The organism is Okeania sp. SIO3B5, assembly GCF_010692555.1.
In the GTDB taxonomy this organism is placed as follows: domain Bacteria; phylum Cyanobacteriota; class Cyanobacteriia; order Cyanobacteriales; family Microcoleaceae; genus Okeania.
On the sequence record NZ_JAAHHG010000743.1, the window covers coordinates 1 to 3,622 of the forward strand.

The 3,622-nt window shown below is 41.6% G+C and carries 6 protein-coding genes; 5 read left to right on the plus strand and 1 reads right to left on the minus strand.

Translation table 11 applies throughout. From position 1 onward, the window contains the following. The 3 genes from tnpA to F6K54_RS41800 form a co-directional block, all read left to right on the plus strand. A partial coding sequence (gene tnpA / locus F6K54_RS41790) for an IS200/IS605 family transposase (RefSeq protein ID WP_293090384.1) occupies positions 1-202 on the plus strand: 202 nt, incomplete at its 5' end. 42 nt (positions 203-244) lie between these two features. After that, entirely contained in the window at positions 245-544 is a 300-nt protein-coding gene (locus F6K54_RS41795) for a lipocalin-like domain-containing protein (RefSeq protein ID WP_293090385.1), read from the plus strand. Positions 545-665: 121 nt separating this feature from the next. Then, a complete protein-coding gene (locus F6K54_RS41800; RefSeq protein WP_293090386.1) occupies positions 666-2,132 on the plus strand; it encodes an alpha-amylase family glycosyl hydrolase in 1,467 nt (488 codons plus the stop codon). 68 nt (positions 2,133-2,200) lie between these two features. Here the strand turns inward: F6K54_RS41800 and F6K54_RS41805 are convergent, their stop codons facing one another. Then, the gene (locus F6K54_RS41805) at positions 2,201-2,338 is read right to left on the minus strand and encodes a hypothetical protein (protein WP_293090387.1); all 138 of its coding nucleotides are present in this window, start codon (positions 2,336-2,338) and stop codon (positions 2,201-2,203) included. A gap of 11 nt (positions 2,339-2,349) precedes the next feature. Here F6K54_RS41805 and F6K54_RS41810 point away from each other — a divergent pair, with 11 nt between their 5' ends. Both F6K54_RS41810 and F6K54_RS43640 read left to right on the plus strand, forming a co-directional pair. After that, on the plus strand, positions 2,350-2,523 hold the full coding sequence (locus F6K54_RS41810) for a hypothetical protein (protein WP_293090388.1): 174 nt from the start codon (positions 2,350-2,352) through the stop codon (positions 2,521-2,523). Positions 2,524-2,768: 245 nt separating this feature from the next. After that, positions 2,769-3,137 (plus strand): zinc ribbon domain-containing protein, encoded by a 369-nt coding sequence (locus F6K54_RS43640; RefSeq protein WP_366558397.1) that lies wholly within the window; start codon positions 2,769-2,771, stop codon positions 3,135-3,137. Positions 3,138-3,622: the final 485 nt, after the last annotated feature.

Below are 3,622 nucleotides of genomic sequence, written 5' to 3' on the forward strand. Positions count from 1 at the left end.
TGCAATTGAATATCCACCCAAATTGTCTGTATCTCAAATAGTTAATCACCTCAAGGGTGTTTCCAGTAGATTATATGGAGCAGCAGGATATAAAAAACCACACAAGACAGCCCTTTGGAGTCCTTCATATTTTGTGGCTTCTGTTGGAGGAGCGCCACTTGAAGTTCTTAAACAATATATTCAAAATCAAAAGTCCCCCTAGAAGGGGGAGGCTTGAGACCCGCTTTTTCGGTCAGCGGTAATTATGGCGGCAAGGCGTCCCAAGTTTTCCTCTGCAGATTTTTTGGGAGGAAGTACACAGGAAAAAGCTAAGGCTATGGAAACATATATCTCCTATTGTGGTAGCTATGAAATTAAAGATAAAAAAGTAATTCACCATGTTAAAGCCTCTTTATTTCCTAATTGGGTTGGTACAAACCAAGAACGTTTCTTTGAATTTACAGAAAATTATTTACTATTAACTACACCTTCCTTTAAGGTGAGTGACAAACGGTTGACTGGACATCTGATGTGGGAACGTTGTACTAAAACAATACCAACTTGATATTAGATACAGTATCAATAACCTTCTGGGCAAAGATGATGAGAAATAAGCGATCGCTTTACCAGTAAGAGATTTGTTCTATGATGTTATGGATAGTTTGAAACTCTCAAATATGAAATATATGATTAATCCTTCCCTATATCAAATAAACACCCGCGTTTGGCTCAACAGATTGTCCCAAGAGTTCGGTCGTCGCGCCACCTTAGATGATATTCCCGATACAGAATTGGACCAAATAGTAAACTTGGGATTTGACTGGGTGTACTTTTTAGGAGTTTGGCAAACAGGAATAATGGCGCGAGATATCTCTCGTGCAAATCCTGATGTGCGAAAGGAAGCTATAGAACTTTTTGGTGATGAGTTCCAAGAAGATTATATTTGCGGGTCTTGTTTTGCGGTAACTGGTTACCACATCCATGAAAACCTAGGTGACAATGCAGCTATGTTACGACTGCGCGATCGCCTCCATCAAAGGGGACTAAAACTCATGCTTGATTTTGTCCCCAACCATACTGCCCCCGACCATCCTTGGGTACAAACAAATCCTGACTTTTATGTTCAGGGAACCCAGGCCGATCTTGAACGAGAACCCCAAAATTATATACGAATAGAACTGCCAACAGGTAGCCAAATATTTGCTCATGGAAGAGACCCCTATTTTCCAGGTTGGTCTGATACTTTGCAACTGAACTACGGCAACCCGAAATTACAGGAGGGGATGTTAGCAGAATTATCCAATATTGCTCATTTGTGCGATGGCGTTCGCTGCGATATGGCAATGCTAATATTGCCAGATATTTTTGAGCGGACTTGGGGTATTCCAGTGCAACCGTTTTGGTATGATGCAATTTCCCAAATTAAACAGCAACATCCAGATTTTATCTTTATGGCAGAAGTATATTGGGATCTGGAGTGGGAACTGCAACAATTAGGATTTGATTACACTTATGACAAACGGTTATACGATCGCCTCCATCAACAACAGGCAGTTCCAGTTGGACTGCATCTTTATGCTGGTCTTGATTTTCAAAATAAATTAGCACGGTTTATGGAAAATCATGATGAACCCAGAGCGAATGCAGATTTTCCACCAAGAGTTCATGAAGCTGCTGCCATTTTGACTTATTTTACCCCTGGTTTACGTTTTTTCCATCAAGGTCAGTTACAAGGTTGGTCTAAAAAAATTTCGATGCACTTATGTTATGCTCCTGAAGAAGCTACTGTTCCAAACATAGAGAGATTTTACCATCAATTATTAGATTCTTTAGCTCTGGATATTTTCCATGAGGGAAATTGGCAATTACTTGAATGTGTTGCTGCATGGGAAGGAAATTTCACATGGAATAATTTTATTGCTTTCAGTTGGCAAGGAGAAGATGAGCGACTGTTGTTGATAACTGTTAACTATGCTTCTTATCGAGGGCAATGTTATGTTCAGTTGCCATTTGAGAGTCTCAGGGGTGAAACGCATCGACTACAAGATTTAATGAATGAGGTGAGTTACGATCGCTTGGGAGATAATTTGGTTTCACGAGGTTTATATTTGGATGTACCTGCATGGGGTTATCATGTTTTTGATGTTAGTTAGGAGAGAAGAAGTTAAGAGGTGTTTGTTATTTCAGTTATCAGTAAATCTCATCTTTAAGACTTCAGGACTTACGCAGAACCACGTAGACAACTACCACCAGATTGTGTACCAACAACAATAACAGTGAAACTTGATTCCTGTGGTAGATGGTCTGTGTCTTTGAGAGTCAATGATACCAGAGATTTAAAACTTAAACCAGTACTCAAACAAATAGGTATTGACGCGCGGAATTACCAGTTTAGTTACTACCAGTGATGGAGAAAAAATTGCTAACCCTAAGAATCTAAATAAATTACACAAAAAACTGAGGTTAGCTCAAAAGTCTTTATCTAGAAAAACCAAGGGATCTAATATAGCAATGAGCGCTGGTGTGTTTACATGGTACAAATAACTACTAATGTAGTATGATTGAAAGTATTGGTAATATTTAGTAGAGTTTCGTGCTACATTTGAAGACAATAGTAGTATGTAAATATGCGAGCGCTCATTGCTATAACTATTAAAAGGCCAGGCTGAAGGTAGCCAAGATACACGCAAAAATTAAAGATTCAAGGCTTGATTACACCCATAAGCGTGCCTACTCAACTAATCAAAAGATACCAAACGATAGTGGTTGAGGAAATAGCCGTAAAGAATATGGTCAAAAACCATAACCCACCCCCATCCCCTCCCGGGAGGGGAGCAAGAGGGGTGGGTAGTGATGCTAACTGGGGAGAATTAGTCAGGCAATTAGAGTACAAAGCTGAATGGTATGGACGGGAATTAATCAAGATTGATAGATATTTTCCTAGTGCCTCTTTCAGAGGAGCTGCCTCTTGCAGAGGAGCTTCGCTAACGCTAACAAAGCGTTGTTCTAATTGTGGTTATGTAGTGAAAAAATTGCCTCTAAATATTAGAGAGTGGGATTGTCCTGAATGTGCAGCTCTCCATGACCGGGACATCAATGCAAGTATAAATATTTTGCGGATGGGAACCCGCGTCGGCGTTAGCGTTTGCGCAGCATGACCATAGGAAAGCTCCTCTGGAAGAGGCTAGACGCAAGGGAAGGCCCACCAAGAAGGCTGCGGGACTCGCAGTGTCAGTCTGTGGAGCGACGGTAAGACCCGAAGAGAGTAAATCTCGTTTATGCTGGTGCTATGAAACAGAAAGCCCCTAACAGTGATGTTAAGGAATCCCGCGCTGTCTCGTAGAGCAGCGTCGGGAGGATGTCCATGCCTAAACCTAAAAAATGACGGGAGTAAGTACGCAGCGCCCGTTTTAACGGCTGGTTGAATAACGACACGCGGGTTTTAACCCGTAGTAAAAATCTGCTATACTTAGAGGAATAAGGAACAAGGTTTGTCGCTATGACATGACCGCGCTTTGCGGTGAGATTCCGGTGGACAGGAGACGGGGACGATGCTTCCTACGACGGCTGTTTGCGCAGCATTCGGCACCGAAAAGCAAGCAGGCAGCTAGAGCAGCGAGAAGATTGCTCCAACTTGAGTAAA

Excerpts from the sequence above, each read along its gene's own strand:
- F6K54_RS43640 (WP_366558397.1), top strand. The coding sequence starts at position 2,769 with ATGGTCAAAAACCATAACCCACCCCCATCCCCTCCCGGGAGGGGAGCA.
- F6K54_RS41800 (WP_293090386.1), top strand. The coding sequence starts at position 666 with ATGATTAATCCTTCCCTATATCAAATAAACACCCGCGTTTGGCTCAAC.
- F6K54_RS41795 (WP_293090385.1), top strand. The coding sequence starts at position 245 with ATGGCGGCAAGGCGTCCCAAGTTTTCCTCTGCAGATTTTTTGGGAGGA.